This window comes from Paenibacillus sp. SAF-068, from assembly GCF_051967555.1.
Classification (GTDB): Bacteria; Bacillota; Bacilli; order Paenibacillales; family Paenibacillaceae; genus Paenibacillus.
The window spans coordinates 453319-477070 of the sequence record NZ_JBQCJX010000001.1 but is presented as its reverse complement, the minus strand read 5'-3'; the positions used below and the strand labels follow the sequence as shown (position 1 = coordinate 477070).

Genomic DNA, 23752 nt, shown 5'->3' with positions numbered 1-23752 from the left:
TCATTTGACCCCATTCTGTCTGAACTGTCGGCATATGGCTGCATAAGTCTCGCCGTACCCATCCAGTGTAATCGTTCGATCCTCCAGGCCCGTGGTTTCAATCTGCACATGCAAGTGCTCTTGCGGCAGCAATTCGGGAATGATACTCGACCACTCCACCAGACTGACTCCGGCTCCATAGAAATATTCATCAAGTCCAAGCTCATCCGCTTCTTCCAGCGATATGCGATATACATCCATGTGATATAAGGGCAGGCGCCCCTCGTACTCCTTGATTAGCGTGAATGTGGGACTGCTTACCACATCACGTACACCCAAATGCCAGGCAAATTTCTGCGAAAATGCCGTTTTTCCCGCGCCCAGATCACCATCCAGAGCAATCACCATGCCGGCGTTTGCCTGTCTGGCGAGTGCGGAAGCGAGTGCTTCTGTATCTGCAATGCCATGGGATGGATACACCCACTGCTCGTGCGTCTGATTCAATATTCGCCCCACCTTTGGCGGTCCAGCCGCCTGAGTTCACTTTGAACCTTATTATATCGGTCCCTTTCTTCCCCCGCAACAACCCTGGCAAAAACCAAAAACCGGCACCTCTCGGTACCGGCCATGCCATCCATATATTTCAGCTTTTATTCATTCTCGAATTCCTCAACTATATGCTGGTTGTATTTACTCCTCCAAGCGATCCACACGTACCGTCTGGGTATTTCCCGGTCTGCTCCCAACCTGAACCGTCGCCATACCATTGGCTTCATCCACATTCTCGATCCAAACCGGATCTCCTTCCAGCGTGACGGCAATGGTATCCTTGGAATCATATATCGCTTTGGCGCGCTTCGCATCCATCATCTTATTCATACTCCCCTTCCGGATCATTATGTGATTCTCGAACCATGCTATCTGTTGTACTGTCACCAATATAACCGTTATTTTCCGTAACCTGTCCCCCGCCTAATCCTTCATTCACCATCCGGTCAATGTCAAGCATGAACGACTCCCGATCAAGGGGTAATTCTTCAGATGTGACCGCTTCCCAATTCACAGCTGTAGCGGGTGTATAGAATTCTTCAGCGCTTTCGGCTTCCGCAAGAGGATACGGAGAAAATGCATGCTTGTGTGCTTCTTCCTCATCCCGTCTGTTCTTCAATATTGCACCTCCCGGCTTATGTGCTGCGAGAATAACTAACCTTTCCATGCCCATCTTCCTGTCGGAATTCAAGCATGTTTCTGTTATCATCCCCGAGTCTCGCCGAACCATACGAATTCGTTCTTCCATAAGACGATTATCCCTTGCGGCAGATGCCCATACTAATCAAAAGCGGAATTTTTGAACAACCTTCCGAAAGGAGCCAACCTATGCATACCGTCTGGAAAGGTGCAATCAGTTTTGGCCTTGTGCATGTCCCTGTCAAAATGTTCTCGGCTACCGAAGACAAAGACATTTCCATGCGCTATATCCATAAAGTCTGCGGCAGCCCGCTCGCTTATGTTCGTCAATGTCCCTCCTGTGAAGTGGACGTGAAGTGGGAAGAGATCACCAAAGGCTATGAATATGAAAAGGGAAAGTTCGTGCTCTTCGAGAAAGATGAATTAGAAGCGTTAAATGATTCCACCGGTAAAACCATTACCATACTGGATTTTGTCGACTTGACTGAGATTGACCCGATTTATTTTCAAAAAACGTATTACCTCTCGCCCGATCAGGCTGGGGGAAATGCCTACCAGCTGTTGATGAACGCGATGCGGGATACCGGCAAAATTGGCATCGCCAAAATCTCCATCCGCTCCAAGAGCAGTCTGGCTGCCATACGCGTGCTGGAAGATTGCCTCTCCATGGAGACCATTTTCTATCCGGACGAGATTCGTCCTGTCTCCCAGGTGCCCAACTTGCCTGAAGTGCAGAACGTGAATGAGAAGGAACTCACGATGGCAAAACTGCTGATTGATCAATTGTCGACGCCTTTTGAACCGGGTAAATACACCGATGACTATCGCAGTAAACTACTGGATCTGATCCAGCACAAAGTGGCAGGCGAAGAAATCAAGATTGCTCCCGCCAAACCTGAAGCCAATGTCATGGATTTGATGGCTGCCTTGCAGGCAAGCATTGAGGCCGTGAAGCCTATTCCGGCTGACCCTGGGACAACAACGGCCAAGCCCAAGAAACGTGCACCGCGTAAAGTGCCCGCTCAAGCGGTTGCGGGAGGAGAATCCGATACACCTGCACCAGCCAAAAGAAAAAAGGCGACGCCCAAACCCAAAAGTTGAATGCACTAAGCTACGGCAAGCCCGACTCCGTAATATCCCCATGTCATGATGTTTTCTCCCGATCCGGCTTCATAGTCGGATTTTTTTTGTTTTACAGTACTTTGGGAACCGTTCCTGTCAATAAAACTCCAGCCATTATTGTAAAATGAGATTGACGAAAGTTGATTTATATTTTATATTTACTTATGAAAAGTAACTTATTTATGAATGTACAGTCACTCTGCGTTCAGCTTTACCGCATGCCATTCAATCATCCTTTTTTCAATGCATATACACAATCAAACGAGAACCATATTATCTATTATCAAGGAGGAAACAATCATGAATACGACCTATCAGATCCCTGCCACAACCCATCTGGGTGAAGTGAGTCTCCGAATTATGAATCTGGACCGTTCAATTAAGTTCTATACCGAAGTGGTCGGATTGAAATTATTGGAGCGGAGCGGCAAAGTGGCTACGTTGACAGCCGACGGGAAACAGTCCCTGCTGCGATTGGAAGAACTGACGAATGGAGTTACCCTTCCGGAACGCTCACACGCTGGCTTGTATCATTTCGCCATCCTGCTGCCTGACCGTAAGTCCCTGGGCCTTGCTCTTCGTAATCTGGCTGCATCCGGTATTGAGATCGGTCAAGGCGATCACTTGGTCAGCGAAGCCTTCTATATCTCTGATCCCGATCAGAACGGTATTGAGATCTATGCTGACCGTGCACGTGATACCTGGAAACGCGATAGCGACAATAACTATGTGATGGCAAGTGATCCGGTTGATGTGGAAAGCCTGTTCGCAATATCGGAGAATGAACCTTGGCACGGTCTGCCTGCGGGCACCGTTATTGGTCACGTACATTTCCACGTCCGCAGTCTGGAAGAAGCCCGCAAATTCTACACCGGCATACTCGGTTTTGATATCGTCGGTAACTTCGCCAACATGTCGGCACTGTTTGTATCGGCAGGCGGCTATCATCACCATCTGGGACTTAATATCTGGGCTGGCGTGAATGCACCCGTCAATCCGGAGAACGCTACAGGAATTGACTACTTCACCATTGTTTATGCCACGAAGGAAGAGGTTGAACAGGCAATCGAACAATTACGTCAATCTGGCGCAGCCGTTACACAAGTCGAGGATGCCTGGTTTACGGTGGACCCGCAGAATATCCGCATACGTCTGACAACTGCGAACTGATATGGTTAAGCCGTACAATTGGTTTGCTTAACCACATTTTATTGAGCCCGGACAGCTGTTTTCTCTATTCACAGAGAGATCGGCTGTCCGGGCTTTTTGGTTTGGCTATTTATAAAAATGGCACAGTTGGCGCATCCTATCCATATACACAGACAAAATATGTTAAGGAGATACCTTATGATTGAAAAGGGGCGCTTAACCGTTAGGCAGCTCGCATCATTAATGTTCCTGTGCACGATTGGGGAGCAAATCCTGGTCTTTCCTTCCATGATTACATCCTTTGCACAGCAGGATGCCTGGTTATCCGCCTTGTTCGGAGTCGCAGGTGGCTGGGGTGTACTCTCCATTATGCTTATTGCCTACAAACTGCATCCCCGGTTGAATCTGATTCAGAATGCCCTTCGCATACTGGGACCCTGGTTTGGGACCCTATTCAGCTCTTTTTACATTTTTTATTTCCTGATCAGCACCTCAACGTTCATCAGGGAGATTGGCGATTTTATGGCGACTCAGATCTTGCCCGAATCTCCATTAATGCTTCTGCATCTGGCTTTTATGTGTGCACTTGTCTGGGGGCTTCTGTCGGGTCTGGAGAGCATCGGTAGAAGCGCTGAGGTATTTCTTCCTCTAATCGTGTTGTTTCTGCTAATCCTGACGGTGTGTCTACTCCCTCATGCACATTTGACCAACATCCGACCTGTGCTTGCACAAGGCTTTCTTGATCCACTCAAAGGTTTTGTCGCTGTACTCACGTATCCTTATTGCGAGCTATGCATTTTCATGATGCTCTTTCCCTACACGAAAAAGGAGCCCCATCTGGAGAAGGACATCCTGCTGTCGGGGATGATTGGTGGGTTGTTACTTACACTGACGCTGAGTATGTGTCTGCTTGTCATGGGACCATGGATGACACAACATCACTGGTTCGCCTCCTTCACCCTTTCACAGAAGATCAATATCGGGAACTTTTTGCAACGGATTGAAGCGTTTATGGCATCGGTCTGGATTATTGCCGTTTTCTTCAAAGCCGCGCTCTTCTTCTACAGTTTTGTCCTGGGCGTCGCTCACCTGTGCCGCTTGTCCAGTTATCGTCCACTGATCCTGCCCGGTGCCATGCTGATTATCGCCATGTCCATTCTGATCTCTCCAGATGAGAATTTTTATCTCAAAATCGTTATTCCCTATTGGATCGATTGGGATCTGACCTGCGGGATTGCACTTCCGTTACTGCTCATTCTGGTACATCATATGAAGTCCCGCTTTCAAAAAATATAATTACATTCCGAATTAACCTGTGCAGACGGGTTGGTACGAGAAAGGAGTTCTCCATGTTCAAACCGTTGATTCCGTTCGAACCTGTATCCCGGGATACCTTGCCCACCGGACCGCAATGGATTGCGCAGATCAAGTGGGATGGAGTCCGCATGCTTGCCTATGAGGATGGGCAGGAGCTTCGCCTGGTGAACCGCAGATTACATGACCGAACTATACAATATCCCGAACTGGTGACACCACGTAATCTATGTTCAGGCTCTTCCTACATCTTGGATGGAGAAGTTATTGCCTTGGACCCGGACACCGGTAAACCTTCGTTTTATCATGTTCTGCGGCGGGATCGCATGAGCAGGCCCGAAGGCATTGCCCAAGCCATACATCAGATTCCGGTCACATATATGGTATTTGATATCCTCTTCTATGAGGGGAAATGGTTGACGGATCAGCCTTTGGCAGATCGACAGCGCCTGTTGCACGAAGTACTTAACACTGCCCCGCATGTTCAGGAGGTCACCAATACACTGGATGCCGCTTCTCTGCTTTCAGTTATGAGACAGCATCAGATGGAAGGCATCGTCTGCAAGGATCTCACGAGCAGTTATGGCATACAGGGTAAGGACCCGCGCTGGCAGAAGGTCAAAATCATGCATGATATATATGCCATGATTGGGGGAGTCACGTACCGGAGCGGTATTGTGAACGCCGTCGCGATCGGTGTATACGATGGGCCTGACTTTGTCTATATTGGTCATGTCGGGACTGGCAGGCTGAACTCCGATACCTGGCGTGAACTCACCCATCAAGTTGAGCTTCTGATCAGACAGGACAGACCGTTCCATAATGTTCCCGAACGCAGTGCAGAGACCACCTGGGTGGAACCACGAATAGGTGTCAAAGTGCAATATATGGAACTGACACATCATCGCACACTACGCCATCCCAGTATTCAGACCTTTGCGGATGTAACCCGTGAGGATTGCCCGGCGAACCAGCTTCTTCAATGAGTCAGTACAAATCTTGATTAGTATAGGAGGTGAATGTATATGGCTCCCAAGATCCAAGGAACCATCGTAATTGAAGGTATAGAGCTCACGATCACGAACCCGGACAAGCTGTTATGGCCGGATGCGGGCGTCACCAAAGCCATCTATCTGCAAAAGCTGGCTGCCCTGGCACCATATCTGCTCACGTATACAAACAATCGATTGCTAACCACCATCAGATATCCCCACGGCGCTGGTGGGACATTTTTCTATCAAAAAAATGCCCCTGAACCTATACCAGAATATGTGCGGACCGAAGTCCACGACGGCATTCGCTATGTAATCATGAATGGACTTCCCGAATTATTGTGGCTTGGCAATTTGGCTGCACTTGAATTTCATCCTTCTCTTCACGCTGTGGGAAGCCATCTGCCCTGTGAATGGATGATTGATCTGGACCCCTCTCAGGAACACGAGCCCCGGATTATGCAGGCTGCGCTCATCGTTGGCGAAACCTTGACTTCGCTTGGTCTGAGGTCCATTCCCAAAACTTCAGGGGCAACAGGAGTTCAGATCATCGTTCCGATTATTCAAGGTGTGACCTTTGATGAACTGCGAGATATCGGCTATTTTGTTGGCAAATATGTCACTCAGAAGCACCCGGATCTATTCACACTGGAACGACTTAAAAAGGATCGTGGCGACCGCATTTATTTTGACTATCTCCAGCATTATGGAGGCAAAACCCTTGCCGCCCCTTATACACCACGTGCCAAATCAGGGGCCACTGTCTCGACTCCTCTTACCTGGGATGAGGTTAGAAGCAACGTCTCCATCCAGGATTACCATCTGATGAACATTATTGAACGCTTGAACCAAACCGGTGATTTGATTGCAACTGTTGAACCTCAACCGGTAGAGCTCATTCTCAAGCATTTGAAGAAAAAATAGCCGACCCCCTCATCACAAGGGTGTCGGCTATTGTCATTCGTGCGTATATAACTCGCTAATGGATACCTTTTTTCTTGAAACGTCCGCCCTTCACGTCATGAATGTTACCAATCGCCACAAAGGCTTGCGGGTCCCAATCTTCAACGATGGACTTGAGTTTAGCTTCTTCCAAGCGGGTGATGACAACAAAGATGATCTTTTTCTCGTCCCCGCTGAATCCGCCCTCGCCATCCAGGAAAGTTACCCCACGACCAAGACGGTCTGTCAGGGCTGAACCGATATCACGATACTTCTCACTAATGATCCACACCGATTTGGACTGATCCAGTCCTTCATTCACGATATCAATCATCTTCATCGCAATATAATATGCAATCATGGAATACAGGGCATTCGGCCAACCGAATACAAATCCTGCACCTGCGAAAATAAATACATTAATGAACAATACAATCTGTCCTACAGACAATGGTGACTTCTCACTAAGCAGGATGGCTACAATCTCCGTACCGTCCAGTGAACCGCCAGACCGAATCACGAGTCCAACACCCACACCCAGGATCAATCCGCCAAATACAGCTCCGAGCAATGGCTCCCCTGGTGTTAACGCAGGAACATGGTGCAATAACGAAGTCCCGATGGACATGACCACAATCCCCAGCAACGTGGATAACGCAAATGTTTTACCAATCTGCTTGTAACCCAGAATCAGGAAAGGCAAGTTGAGCAAGGTCAGGAATACGCCGAGTGGCAGATGTGTAAGTTCTGACACCATAATTGAAATCCCCGTAATCCCACCATCAATAACACCATTCGGTACGAGAAACACTTCAAGCGATACAGCCATTAGTGCAGCACCGATCAGAATCATCACAATACGTTGCAGCAGCTTTAATGTAAACACCGAGCTTTTGACCCCGCGGTCAGCTTGCTTGGCTGTTAGTTCTTTCACTGTTACATTGGACATGGTATCCCCCCCGTTAAATCAGTGTGTGAATCCATTTTATAAATCATTTAAATACTCAGGGTGAATCTACATATGGAAAACAGCAAACTGCGTTCTATATGTACCCTGGCTATACAGCGCAAGCATCTAAAGGCGATATAAAATGGATTCAAAATGTTATTCATCCCGGTTTGTACTTTCAAAAGAGAGCAAAAGGGAGCCTGTTTTCCCGCAGACTCCCCTCCTTCGCCAAGACATAATTTATATAACTATTATATCATAAAAGATCAAATTTGCACAAAATACTTAGCAAAAAGAAGATAAATTCACAAAAAGTGAACTTATCTTCAGAAATCTGCTCTAAATCGGCTAAAGAAGCGGAGAAAGCATCCGAGAAAGCATTTCTGCGCCTTTTTGCCATCGTGAACGCATCTGAAATACCTTCCCGTCAATCTGACTACATTCCCCGAGATCACGTTCAAAGTCAGTGATTAAACGCTGAATCGCAGAGGATTCAAACAGAACAGCCGTCAACTCGAAGTTGCAGAAAAAACTGCGCATATCCATGTTGGCTGTTCCAACTGTAGCGAGCAACTCATCAACAATCATCACTTTGGCATGTATAAAACCTTTGCGATATTGGAAAAACTTCACACCTGCTCGCAACAGTTCCTCCACATATGAAAGTGATGCCAGATGCACAAGCCTTGAATCGGATTGATACGGAATGATAATTCTTACATCGACGCCACTGACAGCCGCTGTTTTGAGTGCTTCATACAGTGCTGGATCAGGGATAAAATAAGGTGTGGTAATGTAGATCCGTTCACAAGCTACCGAAATGGCCCCAAAACACATCTCCTGAATCGCATCCCAGTCCTGATCCGGTCCACTGGCCAGTATCTGAATCCGTTCTTCCCCGCGACATATATGGGGAGGAAATAAACTTGCAAGCTGGGGTTCGGTAATGCGCTCCCCAGCAGCCAATTTCCAATCATTAAGAAACGTACTTTGCAGAAAGTATACGGCGTCTCCCTCAATCTGCACATGTGTATCCCGCCAGAAACCCACCTCTGGATACTGGCCAAGATAATCATCGCCTACGTTGATGCCGCCCACAAAACCAACCTGTCCATCTACAACAACAATTTTGCGGTGATTGCGGTAGTTTACTCTGCGGTCAATCGTAGCGATTAGCGGTGGGAGAAAGTAATGGAATTCCACTCCTGCATCCTGAAGTTTGCGGATAAAGCTCCCTTTCATCTTGTGGCTGCCGAGACCGTCGCAGATAAACCGAACCTTCACACCCTCTTGCGCCTTACGAATCATGACATCCTGAAACATGGTACTGATGATATCATCACGGAAAATGTAGAATTCCACATGCAGATGGTGCTTTGCTTTTTTCATTTCTCTCAGCATTGCCGTAAATGCCTCTTCCCCATTGGTGAGTACCGTACTGTGGTTACAACCCGTAATTGGGCTCTCCGACAGATGGGATAACAGGTTAAACAATCGATGCTGATGGCTGAAACGATCACCCGGCATCTGTTCGACATCTCCAATGATGTGGGCTTGTTCCCAGATCGTTTCCTTCATTTCACGGAAGATGCGCGATCCACCCTTGCGGAGTTTTTTTCGTTTGTTATAATCCTGCGCCACGAAATAATACACTACAAAACCGATCAAAGGTACGCAGAACAAAATAAACAGCCAAGCCACCGCTTTAGCCGGATTACGAAATTCCAGCAAAAGAATTGTGGCTGCCTGAAAAATAAATACGATTAATATAATGACCAGCCAGAACATTCGGCTTCCTCCTCAGGTGGCAAGCTTCATGACCTTGCCGTTCTCTAGCTTTGACGTTTATGCATACAGCTAATCATAGATACCCAATAAAGCCCCTGTTCGTAACGTTGGCTTAGATAAAACTTTACATAAGCATTCGGAATGCTTGATTCTGGAAACTGAGATTTCTACTTCAATCGATGTATATCCTGACTGTGTACCCTTCTACATATCTGTTTAATCCTGGAGCAGAACCGCATGGTGACGCCAATCTGCTCAAGTCCCCTTCCAGACTCTTCCTCTTTTCTTGGTCGGGAGGTGGTCTTCTTACGTAAAATTAGATATAATACTCGTTAAAAACTTATTACCTAAAGGAGAAGAGCAGTGAATGGAAAGTGAGAGGTATGTAATAAACTTAATATTGGTTGCATTTTTGATAGGACTTTCGGCGTTTTTTGTCGCAGTGGAATTCGCTCTGGTGCGAGTTCGCCCAAGCCGGATCGACCAAATGATTGCAGAAGGAAACAAGCGTGCGCTGGCTGTGAAACAAGCCGTTGCCAATCTGGATGGATATTTGTCCGCCTGCCAGCTTGGGATCACGATCACCTCACTGGGACTGGGTTGGCTGGGGGAACCGACGGTAGAGAAGATTCTCCATCCTGTGTTCGAAAGCTTGCAAATTCCTGAGGCGGTTTCTTCATTCTTATCGTTTGTCATTGCGTTTGCTTCCATCACGTATCTGCATGTTGTGGTTGGTGAACTTGCTCCAAAAACGATTGCAATCCGGAAAGCGGAGACTGTTGCCCTGCTGACGTCTACACCTATCATCTGGTTTAACCGAATTATGTATCCTTTTATCTGGCTGTTAAACGGCTCAGCGAACCAACTGGTGAAACTGTTCGGAATCAAACCTGCTTCCGAGCACGAAGATGCGCACTCCGAAGAAGAGCTGCAGATCATTATTAATGAGAGCTTCGAAAATGGTAAAATCAACCAAGCTGAGTTCGGTTATGTTAGCCGGATCTTTGCTTTTGATGAGATGTTAGCGAAAGAAATCATGGTACCCCGGACCGATATGGTCTGCCTTTATGTGAATAGAACAAACGAGGAAAACCTGGAGATTATTCGTGAAGAGCAATATACCCGTTTTCCCGTAGTTAATGAGAGTAAAGACGATATTATCGGTATCATTAATACGAAACAATTCTTCCTGGAACTTTACGGAAATGATGAACCTGTTGATTTGTCTTCCCTGATTCAGCCTGTATCCGCTGTTCACGAAACAACTCCTGTGAAGGACTTGCTCAAGAAAATGCAGAAAGATGGCGTACACATCGCCGTGCTGGTCGACGAATATGGAGGCACTTCCGGCATTGTAACCATTGAAGATGTGCTTGAACAGATTGTCGGCGAGATCCGCGACGAGTTCGACGCAGATGAAGTGGAGGATATTCAGGTCATCAATGAGAACTATGTCATTATGGATGGCAAGGTTTCCTTATCGAAGGTGAACGACATGTTTATGTCCAGCCTGGATGCGGATGAGTGGGACACGATTGGTGGATGGCTCTATAGCCATCGTCCCGAGATGAACGAACAGGAAGAATATGAGTTCGAGAATCTGACTTTTGTTTTGCTGGAAAAAGACAAGAATCGGTTCTACAAAGTCGCTGTTGTTCCCAAGGAACCACTGACGATGTCTGACTACACCGATGAAGACGAGAAAGAGTCCAATTGGACTAAATAAAACTTTATAAATAAGAAGAGGAGCTCTTGCCTGTATGGTAAGTGCTCCTCTTCTTATTATATCCGGCTCAATGTGCAACTCTCATGCATGTTATTTTAATACCCACTTCGCAATATCATCGATAATGGCTTTGGATACATTGGATGGCTCCGCGTACTCTTGACCAATCGAAAGTCCATCATAGCTGGTTAACAGATGATTTACCTTTGGATAGCTATTGTACGTTACATTGGAACGACCTTGCAGAGCTGACTTCCAGGTTCGGAATTGATTCATTGACACTTGCACATCATTTTCGCCTTGTATGACGAGCATAGGGATATTTTGCGTTTTTGCCAATTCCGCAGGTACATAATCTCTCTGCTCAAACCACCAATAAGCAGGTTGAAGCGGAAACGCCTCAGGAAGATGATCTACAGAATAATTAGGATCTTTGACGATCTTAGCAACATTTTTATAAAAATCAGCCTGTCCTTGAATGAGCTCCGTGTCCAAACCAAGCTGCTTCATGCGATCGACCAATTCGTCCTGCTGCTCGGTAAGCACATCCACAAAGCTGCTACTTGGTGCAGCAAGCAGAATACTACCTGCAATATCATGTTGATCATCCTCGGCAATGATTAATGGTAATGCAAATCCACCCTGACTATGTCCAGCTACAAAAATCGATGAAGAATCAATTTGCGTATTCTTTTTAAGCATGTCTACAGCATCCGTTACCTGATCTACACTCTCTTGTTTTAATGTGAACTTGGGCTGTGAGGCCACCTTATACGTGTGCTCATACGTGACCTTATCGTATCTTAATACAGCAACTCCTTGTGAAGCCAACCCTACCGCAAGATCGCGAAATGGCTTTGCCCCACCAATGGCAGCATCTCGATTACTGGGCCCAGAACCGTGTACCAGTATGACAACCGGAAAAGGTCCCTCTCCCTTGGGCAAAGTTAATGTCCCTGGTAAAGCTAAATTCCCCTGACCAACCGTAATGTCCTGTTCGGTATAGGCTGATGGGTCGTCGTAACTTGGTTTTTGATACACATCTGGCGTAGCTGCAGCAATATACATGTCATCGACAAGTCCATCATCATTCATTCTGACCGTGATATTTATCCGAGTAAGCTCTGTCTTAAAAGTATAGGTAACATTGCGATGCACGGTGTTATTTTCTACGTGTTTTGCTATGGCTTCACTTGTAATTTTGCCATTTTGTCCTTCTAAAGCGCCCCATAGCTGACTCAACAAAGTCGGTGTCAACACTCCACTCACCGAGGTATGAATATACTTGGCAGCCTCTTTGCCGTCACCCTCACTTAAAAGTGAAATGAACATATCCTCAGGTGTTGCCTTCAGTATCTCGGTAAGAAATCCTTCATCCATAAAGGTAACCCCTTTCGTTAACTGAACAGGATGGTCTAAGGGGATGACTTGCCCATTCACAATCGCCTGTTTCTCTCCTACCCTCACTACAATCGTAAGCTCGCCTTTTCGTATTGTGATCTGTCCTGTTTGTTGTTGCCAAGATACCTCTGCCCCATTCTTTGCTGCAATCTCACGAACAGGAACCAGATTTTCATGACCAAAAGGTTTCTCGGCAGCTGCTAAGATGGATGTTACCGGCAGGATAAGACATACGACAGTAAGAGAACATAATAGCTTTTTCCAATTGTTCATCGTCATAACTCCTCCAAATCTTCTTTATAATATGCATAGTTCTATGAGCTTTTACCGGCTCAGAACTCTGCTTATAACAACAATAGCAATAATGAATAACACCAGGACCCAAGATAGTGGACGAGCGAAGTTAATTGTCCAGCCTATTCCATACCGTTTCTCTACGGTCCAAGAAGGATCATTGGCATTGAAGTAAATAAATCCAAGCTTCCAATAATCATCATCATTCACAGGCTGTTCCTTGGATCGTTCACGATCTTCCTGATGATTACGAATTTTCCCGCCGCCTTGTCTGCCTGTGAGAGACAGCAGTATAGCGCCTAATAAGATCGCCACTGAGGTGATCAGACTAATCGCTGTTAACAAGACCTGATTAGGGATGAACATATTTATCTGAATGAAGGCGAATAAAATAGTAAGAAGCAAGCCTGTTATGATCGTAAATAGGGACCACTTACGGCGGAATCGGATATGATCAGCAGCAAATTGGGCAGGATTAGATGGAGTAAGCTGTTGTTTGCTTGTTTTAATACTCCAGTTCACCAACATCATCAGTGCAATGATTCCTAGCTGTACCAGGTTAATAGCCAGTACCGAAAGGTAGGTTTTGGGCACACTTGAAGTGACATTGCCCTGAAGATCATATTTCATCGGAATGACATCAGGTAGTGCGTTATAATTCAAGATCGAAATGATCGCAATAGCCACATTAATAGCAATATGAATGAGAAACCAATAGTTGGAATAGGTGAGTTTATTTTGGCGGAAGGTGGTATCGATTTTAACCCTTGAAGGTGACTCTACAGATGTAAGTGTGCCTTTTATCTTTTTCATCTTAAAACGAAAATATAGTTGTAGTGCTGCCCAGTACAGAATGGATATCATTGTGCACGCACCGGTGATCATTGCGGCAGACTCTTCATTGGCAGATCGGAGTACATACAGACAGGCAAGAATAATCATACCGTTTCCGATCAGACTTACTGTGGCAAACGTTCTCCGGAGCTTGCGTAAGACTGGTGTGTAGTAATCATATTGACTTATCGTAACCCCAAAGCTGATGGTTTCCCTAGTTACATAAGGTGCAAAGGATAGAAATAAAGCTAATGGAACAAAGATTATAATGATAGGTAATATACTAAATAGTTGCATACATCATACACTCCCTCGATTCTTTATTTTTTGTTGTCACCCATCTTTATATCATCATACATTTCGTCTAATACCGCAGATAGTTCCTCTTTGCTCATTCCGCGACAGATCGCTTCGGCAATAATCGGTCTTAATTCTCTTTGCTGCTTTTTCAAAAAATCATCCGTTAACTCGGGCATTCCTTCAGGGTTCACTACGACTCCTTTTTGTCTATGTATCAGAATGTACCCCTCTTGCTTGAGCAGTGTATAAGCCTTGTTGACCGTATGAAGGTTAACACCAATATCTGCGGCCAAATTCCGAACCGAAGGTAACGCCTCACCTAGCTGTAGCTCACCACTAGCAATGCCTTCAATAATTTGATAAACGAGTTGCGAATATATGGGAAGTTCAGATTGCATATCCAGTTGAATAATCAAGGGTTCACCTTCTTTTTTGATATCTGTTATATATCAAGTATAACAGTTATAACACGTATGAGCAATACGCATGAAAATAAAAAAGCTGCATATCCATCGTGAGGGCCAACTTACCTGACGCTTCACTATTGATATGCAGCTTATCCGCGTGATTCGGCAAAACGTTAATCGAATCATATGAACAAAAGGTATTCAATTGACATTCAAAGTTCAGTCTTATCTTCGACAATACGATAATGGATCTTGCGAACGATAATTTTCAGAATCATGTACAGTGGAATAACGATAATCATACCCAAGATATTTCCCAGGTCAGCGCCCACCAGCAACAAGATAACGGTCGTGAGTGGATGAATATCAAGCTGCTTGCCATACACGTAAGGTGAGATCAGGTTATCCTGAATTTGCTGTGCGATTACAATGATCACCAGTGACCAGATTGCCATCGAAGGAGATTCGATAAACGCGACAATGACCACCGGAATAGCTGCCAGCAAAGCACCCACATAAGGGATGAAGTTCAGAATAATGGATACGACCGTCAGCAGCAATGCATAAGGCAAACCTAAGATAAGAAAACCGATGTACATCAGAATCCCCAGAGCAACATTAACAATGACTCGGCCAACAATATAGCTGCTCAGTGCTTCATCGATCTCATGGACGGTTTCTTCCCCATCCTTTCGATAACGCCTTGGCAACAACAAGGTCAGATTTGTTCCAAACTTGCTGCCTTCCTTGAGCATGTAATACAGCATGATTGGGAACGTCGCCAGAATAATAACCAGATTCGATACCACGGAGAATAACCCGGAAACATAATCGGTTACCTGCGTGATCCCTTGGCTGAGAACATCGGATAATCGTGAGAATAGATTGGAATCGTCAGGCAGGTATCTGGATACAAAATTGCTCTTTTCAAGTGCACTCAACTGATCACTGAGCGAAGTAACCAACGCTGGAGCATTCTCCACAAAATTCATCAGTTGTTCTCTCAATGAAGGCCATACCAGTACGCTGAAACCTGCGATCAATAATGCAGTCACAACATAAATAATCAGAACTGACAATGCGCGCTTAATCTTATGCCTTTCCATATAATCGACGAGCGGTCGCAGCAGATAATAGAAGAAACCAGCAATCAGCAGCGGAATGATGATGATGTGAATGAGTGAGGTCAGGGGGCTGAAAATAAAGTTGACTTTGTCCCCCAGATACACAATGAGCAGCAACAAAATAATTGCTGTACATATGCGATAGAACTTGTTGTTAATCAAGAAACGTGATCCCTCCATGCGCTGCTCTGCCAAAGTGACTGCGGCGTTCATATGTATATCTAGTCATTACCTAATGATACTAATTACCCTTAAATGACAGTCATGCCACAGGCGATGCTGAATATACACCGTTTTCTTCCCAAAACAGCATTGGAGCAAAAAAAAGAAGCAGGCGTTAGCCTGCCACATCTCTTTTGCTGAATACAACCCAGGAAATCACCATGAAAATAACATAATACACTGCCAGGACTGCAATGGAGAAACCAAGTGTCATTCCTGCACTCGGACCACCCATGAACGCAAAATCCGCCCCCGAGCTCATGTATTTGCTAAGGTCCATGTTATTGAATAGAACATACTTGGCCCACTCATAACGTTCCGGATTGAATATGAGAGAGAAAATACTTTGCGAGAACATAATGAACAGGGATAATCCAATCGCAAGTGCGCCTGAACGGAATACGGACGATACCATGAAGGCAATCGCAAGTGTAATGAACAGATCAACGTACAAATATCCCCATAACGTTAGTGCATGACCACTCCCCGAGGGACCATCATGCGAGAACAGCAGATAGGACATGCCCGTTGCCATGACAATGACAACCAAAGTACTCAAAATGCTGAAGAGAATCACGGTGAGATATTTGGACGCCAGAATTTTGCTTCTTGACCATGGACGAATTAGCAGCAGTTTGATTGTTCCCCAAGTAAATTCTCCAGCTACCGCTTCCGCTGCAATTACAACACAGAAGATCGTATTCAGAAAAAATACAATTTGCACTGTTGTTACAGCTGCTTCCCAGAATGGAACACCCGCGGATCCCATTCCTTCTCGCAGCAACACGGGCATTAACAGTGAGATCAGCACCAGAATCGATAACATGATCCAGGTACGGGGACGACGGAATATTTTCATATTTTCATTCAATATCAGATTACCGAAACTACCCAATGCCTCCACCCCCAGTGACTTGCAAGAATTGTTCTTCCAAGGTATGAGTCACGTTACGAATACCATATACCTGAACCCCTTCGCTAACCAGCTTGGCATTGATATCCGGAATCTGTTCACGAGACACCCGTACCACCAGGATTTTGCCCTGTATAGTAGCACCCTGAATCAGGTCCGCAGCGCGTTCTGCATCATTCACTTCAAAAGCAACTTCAATTAATGCATCCGCACCCGTTTCCGCTCGAAGGTTCCTTACATCAATCAACTTGCCGTTCTGGATGATAGCCACGGTATCACACATCAGCTCCATCTCCGACAGCAAATGGCTGGAGACGAAGACTGTAATGCCTTCCGCTTGAGTGAGCTCACGCAAATAATCTCTCAGTTCCCGTATGCCCTGTGGGTCAAGCCCATTGGTTGGCTCATCCAGTACAAGCAGCTTCGGTTTATGTAATATCGCTTGCGCGACACCCAGACGCTGGCGCATGCCCAGTGAGTAGGTTTTGACCTTATCGTGGATACGGGCGGTAAGTCCCACACGTTCAATCGTTTCCGCGATCCTTTCTTTGGTAACTCCAGGTGACATGCGAGCAAAGTGTACGAGATTTTGGTACCCGGTCAGAAACTTGTACATCTCCGGATTTTCCACAATGGCTCCTACCTGCGCTACTGCCTGTTCAAACTCATTCTTCACACTGTGTCCCGAGATCAAAATGTCGCCCTTACTGATGGACATCAGTCCAACCATCATTCGAATTGTCGTTGTTTTCCCCGCGCCATTAGGTCCTAAAAAACCAAAAACCTGCCCCGGAGAAATATCCAGAGTCAGGTCGCTGACCAATGATCGGGAGGATATGATTTTGCTGACGCCCTGAATCCGGACGACCGGCTCCTGCTGCATTCAATCTCCTCCTTCATGGACGAGCATATACCTCATGCCCGTTTCTCATATGCACATAGTGTATCATAATCTTTAGTATATTGTCCCGCAAACTGGGATTTCCCCTGACGTTTCGCTTCAACTACACACGCTTCACAGCATCCAAGCGGCATTTCACTCCGATAGAATCCGGTGCGAAATACGTGATTGCCTCCATTGCCCTCTTCCTTCATTTCGACAGAGCTTCTAGCGACCGACACAATCATCCCACAACTGACACAGTAAAAGCGGCCCGTTTCGATCAATGATATTCCTTCCCCTCACAAGGAGCTTAGAAGTCCTTGTTATTTGTCGTTAGACGCTGAAAATTGATACATTTTGTATCTATCTCGTAATTTACTTGACACTGCGCCTATTGTCAAGGCTTTAGAGCCATAAAAACAAGTGAAATACAAAAAAAGCTCCATAAATGCGACAAAAGTCTCGCATTTACAGAGCTTCATGTTAGGTAAATGATACAAATCGGTTCAAGGTATGGGTTAATATCATCATGACGGAGTCCCGGTTTCTTTCACAACGATGTCCACGTTGCCTGATCATTCACTGTTGTTTTCCTTTGCGGCATCCTCATGCTTCGAGTCTGGATAATACCACAGTAAAGTCCAGTCATCGCCATCCTCTACCAGATAACAGGTCTGCACTATATCGAACTGCCCAAACGTACCTGAGTACGTTTGAGTAACCCGAATCTTGTAGGCTTCAGAGAATGGCTTCACGCCATCGATCACCGTTACATCGAATTCGCGTTCCGGCTCTTCCATCTCCAGTTCAAAGGTTTCCACGCCGAAATGCTGCATGAATATATGTGCCCGGTTCTGTACATATGCGCTCTTCGGAAACCGCTCTTTCATCAAGGGATGAAAGAGCTCCCATGAACTGCCGAAGTCACCTGTCTGTTCATATTTGTAAAACTCTTCGGCAACAGCTGCAGCTTCATCGGGGGTATCTGCACGAAATAAATACGGAATGGTTCTGACGATTAACCATAGTAATATTAGAATGATCGCAATGAGGCCAACCTTCTTGAGCATAGCATTCCTGTTCCTTCTTCGCAGCATGTCTCCGCCTCCTTGTCCTACTCCATACTTATGATGGTTGGAAGACAAGTAGAAGCAGGTTCTGAAGACAGCATTTCCTGGGAAATCACTTATCGTGAATTGAAGCAGGCCGTTTCTTTCTAATCCTGCGGATAATGGAATGAAGTCCTGCATATATGGCAATTCCACAGCAACCGCCAAGCAAGTCCACACCAACATCACGTATCGAGCTTGTCCGGTTCGGACTGAATTGCTGAATATACTCATCAATGGATGCGATGATAAGTACCACAGACAGAGCAGCAAGAATACAAGTCATGATGCGGATTCTCCTGTATCGCAGCCCGCCATACACTAGCATGGCGAGCACAGCGTATACAAATAAGTGCGCACTCTTGCGAAAGATGAACTCTGCAAAATCATACGGGCGCTGCTTCAGGGAATACTCATACGGCCCATATGTGAATTGAATATCAGGAAGTACGAAGCCAATCTGCACTCTTTGGGACCATTTATGAAGCCAAGGCTGAATGTCCTGTTGCTGAGAAGATTGGGTAGACATCGACCAAATGACGATAATCCAGATCACAATCAGCAACAGAGCTATAAGAAATCCGTACGTTCTTCGTACATGCTTTTGTCTCGTGCGCCCGGAGCCCTCCTCCATCATTTAGATCTTCACCACTTTCATATCTCTTTCGTTATTCTATTGATCCGACATACATGCCTCTGCCATTCGTACCTACATATACCTGACCATAGTTTTGACGGTCTGCCGCCATAATTTGAGGTTCGTTACCTAACCCAATTCCAGCCCCTAAAGGACCTATATTGTTCCAGGTTGCCCCCATATCATCTGAACGGAAGAATCCATTCACGTTATTTACGGTTCCATATACATAGACAGCTGGAACAAAATTACCTGGCTTAGCTTTTCCGAAGGCAAATAATTTGGAATTCTGCACACCCTGGACCTTGGAAAATGTATTTCCCGAGTTCGTCGATGCATATAATCCATCGGTCCCCAAACTTACCCATACGGCATTCGCTACGCCAGGAGCGGCCTCAACTTTAATGAAGCTCGTATTGATATCCGTATTAAATGGTAGGCGAACCGCATTCGCTTTGGACCAGTTGGCCCCTGCATCGGTTGAGCGATATAGATAACCGGCAGCATACATATAAAACTTATATCCATTGATGCGATCGGCAGCCAGTGGATGATTATAAGAGAAGACCATATTTCCCCCAATAGCCTGAAAAGGGGCACCATTCATATTTTGCCAAGTTGCACCACGATTCGTGCTTCTGACCGGATTACCAGTCTGAGGGTAATAGACAATTACATTCGGATTAATGGCCGAGTAAGCGACCCTCCCCAGGATGGAGCCTGCCGGAACATTCATTGGAGTTACGGTAACTCCGTTATTGGAAGAGACAAATAAGCGTGTGGTCGTACCATACCAGTCACTGCTTCCGAGAAATATCATGTAATTCGGATTTGCCTCATGATAGTCAATACTCACAATTTCTCGCATACCTGCGAGCGGAATTTTATTAAGAGGAACATTATTTACATTGTCATGTCTAAATCCGACCTGATCCGTTAAACCACTAAAGAATGAAACACCCTGAGGTGGTGTGGATGCTGTAAGTGCGACAACTTCTTCATGACCATCGGTAATGGCTTCCCAAGTACTCGACGTATTGCCAGTCAATCCATTGGTACCATTGATATTTTCCGTCTTGTACACACCAAACCAGTCTGTAGCGTATACAGTGCCTGGGTTATGTGGATCGAACTTGATACTGGATGTTGCTGAGAAAAACATGTTGGGTGTCCACCATGATGGTTTGGACACCAGCGTTTTGTTCACTGTGGTCCAACTCTGCCCACCGTTAACTGAACGATACAGTGGCAGATTATCTCCGCCTGTTCGAACGGCTGCCAGGATATGATTATCATTAGTGGGATCGATGGTGATTCCGTAATAAGAAGAGTAACTGGAACTTGGCGTGATATTCGTCCACTGCACACCATTGAACTTGTAGACACCCTGATTATCAGTGGTGACATATAACGTTCCGTTCTTGGCCACAGTCATACGGGCGGGATATTCGGGACTTCTCCCGGTAAGCTGCCATGTGGTCTGCCCATTGCTTCTTGGCGCTTTGCTATAGACACCAATCCCACGAACCCCTGCATACACAACCTGACCTTGCTTCGTCACGGGATTTAATCCATAGGCTACACTCCGTATACCCTCACCTGACAAACCGTTCGGTACATCCCATACCTTGCTCCACGTGGCTGCACCGTCACTGGAGGTGTACAATCCATCATAACGTGTACCGACATGCAGATAATTAGAGTTCGTTGGATTAACGGCGATACTCTCTCCCATGGCCCGATGGATATTTCCATTTGATTCATTCCGAAGATTAAGTCCGGTTCGAATCCAGGTCTCTCCTCGGTCTGTAGATTTCAGAATGTCGCTTGGCCCCACATTCCCGTACTTCCCTGCCGCGATATACACGACATTGGGGTTTTGCTGATCCAGTGCAATGCCATCCACACCGTACAGATTGCTGTCCTCATCGCCAAAATGATCAAGTAGTGGGATCCAATCTCCCGAGGCTGCATCCAACCGGTAGGCTCCTCCAACATCAGTTCGAGCGTAAACCAGATCAGGCTCAGTCGGATGAATGACCACACCTGTAACGTACCCCCCACCACCAATAGGCATATTTTTCCATTGATAGTTTTGAGCTGATTGAACAACGTTTGTACTTGCGGGTATCATGAGCATATACATTAGTAGTACAATCAGGGATAATTTCAATAGCCTGGAGATACGCATCTGGTTCACCGCCCTATCTAATCATTTTAAATGTTCTTCAATCAACTGATGTATCCTGTCTCGTTCCGATTGTTCCACGATATAGTAATACACTCCGTCTATTTTCTTGCCCGTGCCCTTGATCTCAACAGACTCAATATGATCCAGTACCGAGCGGTAATTGGAAAACATCTGCTTCATTTCATCAAAGGTAACGTCGGTTCTCACGTGTGCACTGACTTCATCCAGCAATGTCTCCAGCTGCAATACGTTGGATACTTGAACCGTATTCTTCAGCACTTGTTTGATAATCTCCCGCTGACGGTCATTACGCCCGAGATCTCCCTTCGGATCATCATAACGCATTCGCGAAAATCCCAAAGCTGCTGCACCATCCAGATGAATATTTCCTTGCTCAAACTGATATCCCTCATAGTCAAATGCGAACGGATTATTCACATCCACTCCACCCACCATGTCGATGACCTGTGCAAAGCCCTCCATATTCACTTTCATGTAGTAGTGTATGGGAACGCCAAGCAATTGTTCCACGGTTTGCACAGACATGTTAACACCACCAAAAGCATATGCGTGATTGATCTTATCCTCCGTACCATGCCCTACAATACTTGTTCTGGTATCCCGGGGGATGTTAAACATGAGGACAGCATGTTTCGCAGGGTTAACACTCAATACAATCATGGTGTCAGAGCGCCCCCGATCATTCGAACGCTCATCCACACCCAGAATCAAAGCATTGAAAGGTTCCTCATTCTCCATGTCCACAGGGAAATCTCCCCCGCCCCTCTGATCGACAATAGATACCTGCTTGATGGGCTCCCGGGGTTCATACATTTGATCTGCCGCTGATTTAACATGCAGATACAGATACACAGAATATCCAATCATGACGACTGCAACAAGGGAAATGGCACCTAATGTTATTTTGATCCCGCGTCTCATGGTATGGGCCTCCGTCAGATGACTGCCGTTTTTCTTCCATCTATATTGGTTAAACCTGGACGACCAACGGAGTAGTATTGGAAGGACGTATCTTGGATCTGATCTTCTCCGTAGATGTTTCTTCCATCAATCAGGATGGGTTGATTCATATGTGCTGCCAACTCATTCAGATTGACCTCCATGAACTCTTTCCATTCGGTCAGAACACAGAGTGCATCTGCGCCTTCCGCCGCGTTCAAGGCACGCTCTTCCCATGTAATGGATGGGGAATCCACCTCTTTGCGGAAGTTCTCGGTTGCGATGGGGTCATACGCCCGAATCACTGCCCCCTCCTCAAGCAAACGCTGGATAATCTCAATTGCCGGTGCATCACGAACATCATCGGTATCCGGCTTGAAGGCGAGCCCCCAGATCGCAATCTCCTTCCCTTCAAGTGAGCCCAATGCGTCTTCCAGTTTGCGAATGACGTTGAAGCGTTGATCCTTGTTTACTTCCACTACGGATTTCAACAGTTTGAAGTCATAATCCACATTACCTGCAATTTGAATCAGAGCTTGTGTATCCTTAGGGAAACAGGATCCTCCATAACCAATGCCTGCCTTGAGAAATGAAGCCCCGATCCGTCTGTCATATCCCATTCCCTCAGCAACGCGGCTGACATCTGCGCCTACTTTTTCACAGATGTTAGAGATTTCATTGATAAATGAGATCTTGGTTGCCAGAAAAGCGTTGGATGCATATTTAATCATTTCTGCCGAGCGAATATCCGTGACGATAATCTGATCGGTTAATGGCTGGTGCAGCTCCTTCAGTGTGGCAACCGCCCGTTCGCTATGAGTGCCAATGACTATCCGGTCAGGATACAGTGTGTCTTTCACAGCGGTACCTTCCCGCAGGAACTCAGGTACCGATGCCATGTCGAATGGATGATTTGTCAAACTGCTGATCCATTCCTGAATGCGATCGTTGGTTCCGACAGGAACAGTGCTTTTAGTCATTATTATTTTATAATTATCCATATAAGAACCAATTTCTCGCGCGACAAGCTCAATATAGCTCAGATTCGCTTCGCCATTCGGCAGGGACGGCGTTCCGACCGCAATGATAATAATATCCGAACGACTGATGGCATCCTGAATGTTGGTCGTGAAGGTGAGCCTTCCTGCTTTCATATTGGCATTCATAATGTCCTTCAGACCTGGTTCATAGATCGGCACGTGACCAACCGTCAGCATGTTCACTTTTTCCACATTATTGTCGACACAGATCACGTTATTGCCCAGTTCCGAAAAACATACGCCTGATACCAATCCTACATACCCTGTGCCAATTACCGTAATATTCAT

23 protein-coding genes are annotated in these 23752 nt (G+C 45.9%); 6 read left to right on the top strand and 17 right to left on the bottom strand.

What is annotated here, in order from left to right; genetic code table 11:
- The 3 genes from tsaE to ACTHPG_RS01980 form a co-directional block, all read right to left on the bottom strand.
- Window positions 1-483, bottom strand: coding sequence for a tRNA (adenosine(37)-N6)-threonylcarbamoyltransferase complex ATPase subunit type 1 TsaE (gene tsaE / locus ACTHPG_RS01990; RefSeq protein ID WP_440387408.1), 483 nt, complete (start codon window positions 481-483; stop codon window positions 1-3).
- A gap of 186 nt (window positions 484-669) precedes the next feature.
- Entirely contained in the window at window positions 670-846 is a 177-nt protein-coding gene (locus ACTHPG_RS01985; RefSeq protein ID WP_026081228.1) for an H-type small acid-soluble spore protein, read from the bottom strand.
- Between the two features lie 4 nt (window positions 847-850).
- Window positions 851-1147, bottom strand: coding sequence for a hypothetical protein (locus ACTHPG_RS01980; RefSeq protein ID WP_440387407.1), 297 nt, complete (start codon window positions 1145-1147; stop codon window positions 851-853).
- A gap of 209 nt (window positions 1148-1356) precedes the next feature.
- Here ACTHPG_RS01980 and ku point away from each other — a divergent pair, with 209 nt between their 5' ends.
- The 5 genes from ku (at window position 1357) to ligD (ending at window position 6668) form a co-directional block, all read left to right on the top strand.
- Complete coding sequence (ku, locus tag ACTHPG_RS01975) at window positions 1357-2268, top strand: non-homologous end joining protein Ku (RefSeq protein ID WP_440387406.1); 912 nt, start codon at window positions 1357-1359, stop codon at window positions 2266-2268.
- A 321-nt stretch (window positions 2269-2589) separates the two neighbouring features.
- Window positions 2590-3459 (top strand): VOC family protein, encoded by an 870-nt coding sequence (locus ACTHPG_RS01970; protein ID WP_440387405.1) that lies wholly within the window; start codon window positions 2590-2592, stop codon window positions 3457-3459.
- Window positions 3460-3636: 177 nt separating this feature from the next.
- The gene (locus ACTHPG_RS01965; protein WP_440387404.1) at window positions 3637-4734 is read left to right on the top strand and encodes a GerAB/ArcD/ProY family transporter; all 1098 of its coding nucleotides are present in this window, start codon (window positions 3637-3639) and stop codon (window positions 4732-4734) included.
- Between the two features lie 53 nt (window positions 4735-4787).
- Window positions 4788-5738 (top strand): ATP-dependent DNA ligase, encoded by a 951-nt coding sequence (locus ACTHPG_RS01960; protein WP_440387403.1) that lies wholly within the window; start codon window positions 4788-4790, stop codon window positions 5736-5738.
- A 39-nt stretch (window positions 5739-5777) separates the two neighbouring features.
- Window positions 5778-6668 (top strand): non-homologous end-joining DNA ligase, encoded by an 891-nt coding sequence (gene ligD / locus ACTHPG_RS01955; RefSeq protein ID WP_440387402.1) that lies wholly within the window; start codon window positions 5778-5780, stop codon window positions 6666-6668.
- A gap of 55 nt (window positions 6669-6723) precedes the next feature.
- On the opposite strand, the gene ACTHPG_RS01950 is transcribed toward ligD, so the two are convergent.
- Together ACTHPG_RS01950 and cls are read right to left on the bottom strand one after the other, a co-directional pair.
- Entirely contained in the window at window positions 6724-7635 is a 912-nt protein-coding gene (locus tag ACTHPG_RS01950; RefSeq protein WP_278296378.1) for a YitT family protein, read from the bottom strand.
- Window positions 7636-7983: 348 nt separating this feature from the next.
- Entirely contained in the window at window positions 7984-9423 is a 1440-nt protein-coding gene (gene cls, locus ACTHPG_RS01945) for a cardiolipin synthase (RefSeq protein WP_440387401.1), read from the bottom strand.
- 367 nt (window positions 9424-9790) lie between these two features.
- Between cls and ACTHPG_RS01940 the strand changes: the two genes are divergently transcribed.
- Window positions 9791-11149, top strand: a complete 1359-nt coding sequence (locus ACTHPG_RS01940; RefSeq protein ID WP_440387400.1) for a hemolysin family protein — start codon at window positions 9791-9793, stop codon at window positions 11147-11149.
- Between the two features lie 90 nt (window positions 11150-11239).
- On the opposite strand, the gene ACTHPG_RS01935 is transcribed toward ACTHPG_RS01940, so the two are convergent.
- The 12 genes from ACTHPG_RS01935 to ACTHPG_RS01880 all read right to left on the bottom strand — a co-directional run bounded on the left by ACTHPG_RS01935 (window position 11240) and on the right by ACTHPG_RS01880 (window position 23752).
- Window positions 11240-12823: an alpha/beta hydrolase family protein gene (locus tag ACTHPG_RS01935; RefSeq protein ID WP_440387399.1), complete on the bottom strand. Its 1584-nt coding sequence runs from the start codon at window positions 12821-12823 to the stop codon at window positions 11240-11242.
- A 51-nt stretch (window positions 12824-12874) separates the two neighbouring features.
- On the bottom strand, window positions 12875-13975 hold the full coding sequence (locus ACTHPG_RS01930) for a DUF1648 domain-containing protein (protein ID WP_440387398.1): 1101 nt from the start codon (window positions 13973-13975) through the stop codon (window positions 12875-12877).
- Between the two features lie 23 nt (window positions 13976-13998).
- A complete protein-coding gene (locus tag ACTHPG_RS01925; RefSeq protein ID WP_440387397.1) occupies window positions 13999-14394 on the bottom strand; it encodes a GntR family transcriptional regulator in 396 nt (131 codons plus the stop codon).
- 203 nt (window positions 14395-14597) lie between these two features.
- A complete protein-coding gene (locus ACTHPG_RS01920) occupies window positions 14598-15671 on the bottom strand; it encodes an AI-2E family transporter (protein WP_440387395.1) in 1074 nt (357 codons plus the stop codon).
- A 175-nt stretch (window positions 15672-15846) separates the two neighbouring features.
- The gene (locus ACTHPG_RS01915; RefSeq protein WP_440387394.1) at window positions 15847-16626 is read right to left on the bottom strand and encodes an ABC transporter permease; all 780 of its coding nucleotides are present in this window, start codon (window positions 16624-16626) and stop codon (window positions 15847-15849) included.
- The gene (locus ACTHPG_RS01910; protein ID WP_440387393.1) at window positions 16619-17527 is read right to left on the bottom strand and encodes an ABC transporter ATP-binding protein; all 909 of its coding nucleotides are present in this window, start codon (window positions 17525-17527) and stop codon (window positions 16619-16621) included. Before ACTHPG_RS01910 ends, ACTHPG_RS01915 begins: the two co-directional genes overlap by 8 nt.
- 32 nt (window positions 17528-17559) lie before the next feature.
- Window positions 17560-17811 (bottom strand): hypothetical protein, encoded by a 252-nt coding sequence (locus ACTHPG_RS01905; RefSeq protein WP_143023589.1) that lies wholly within the window; start codon window positions 17809-17811, stop codon window positions 17560-17562.
- 291 nt (window positions 17812-18102) lie between these two features.
- The gene (locus ACTHPG_RS01900; protein ID WP_440387392.1) at window positions 18103-18624 is read right to left on the bottom strand and encodes a hypothetical protein; all 522 of its coding nucleotides are present in this window, start codon (window positions 18622-18624) and stop codon (window positions 18103-18105) included.
- A gap of 85 nt (window positions 18625-18709) precedes the next feature.
- A complete protein-coding gene (locus ACTHPG_RS01895) occupies window positions 18710-19273 on the bottom strand; it encodes a VanZ family protein (RefSeq protein ID WP_440387391.1) in 564 nt (187 codons plus the stop codon).
- A gap of 31 nt (window positions 19274-19304) precedes the next feature.
- Complete coding sequence (locus ACTHPG_RS01890) at window positions 19305-21464, bottom strand: WD40/YVTN/BNR-like repeat-containing protein (RefSeq protein ID WP_440387390.1); 2160 nt, start codon at window positions 21462-21464, stop codon at window positions 19305-19307.
- Window positions 21465-21485: 21 nt separating this feature from the next.
- The gene (locus tag ACTHPG_RS01885; RefSeq protein ID WP_440387389.1) at window positions 21486-22406 is read right to left on the bottom strand and encodes an LCP family glycopolymer transferase; all 921 of its coding nucleotides are present in this window, start codon (window positions 22404-22406) and stop codon (window positions 21486-21488) included.
- Between the two features lie 14 nt (window positions 22407-22420).
- The gene (locus ACTHPG_RS01880) at window positions 22421-23752 is read right to left on the bottom strand and encodes a UDP-glucose dehydrogenase family protein (protein ID WP_440387388.1); all 1332 of its coding nucleotides are present in this window, start codon (window positions 23750-23752) and stop codon (window positions 22421-22423) included.